Raw genomic sequence first — 481 nt, forward strand, 5'->3', positions numbered from 1 at the left:
CGCCCTGGCAATCCGTGCAAAAGGCCTTTGTGCGCTGGGCTCGCCAAGGCAAGTTCGAAGCGCTGCACGAGCGTCTGCGCCAGCAGTGGCGCCAACGTGTGGAGCGTGCCGAGCAGCCCAGTGAAGCCGTGATCGACTCCCAATCCAACCGTGGCAGCCCGCAGGGGGGAGCGCTGGGCTTTGATGCGGGCAAGAAGGTTCAAGGGCGCAAGCGCCATCTGGTCGTGGATATGCTGGGTTTGCTGCTGGCGGTGGTGGTCACCAGCGCTGCCGTAGCGGACCGCGCAGCGGCTGGGCAAGCAGTGGCGCAGGCATGCGCACGCACGGGCGGCGCTCTGAAGGTATTGTGGGCCGACAGCGCATATGCCGGGCAATGTGCACAAGAGATCGAAAGGGTGCACCGGCTGCAGGTGCAGATCGTGCGCAACAGCGCACGCCATCGTTGGGATGACGCTCAGCAAACCCTGTGGAGCGAAGAGCA

Annotated in this window: 1 protein-coding gene; it reads left to right on the top strand. The window is 65.1% G+C overall.

Annotation, left to right across the window (positions count from 1 at the left end; translation table 11 throughout):
• Nucleotides 1-481 (top strand): transposase (locus AvAM_RS19810; RefSeq protein WP_171012345.1); only part of this gene is annotated, 481 nt, incomplete at both ends.

It is taken from the genome of Acidovorax sp. NB1, from assembly GCF_005405905.1.
GTDB lineage: Bacteria > Pseudomonadota > Gammaproteobacteria > Burkholderiales > Burkholderiaceae_C > Acidovorax.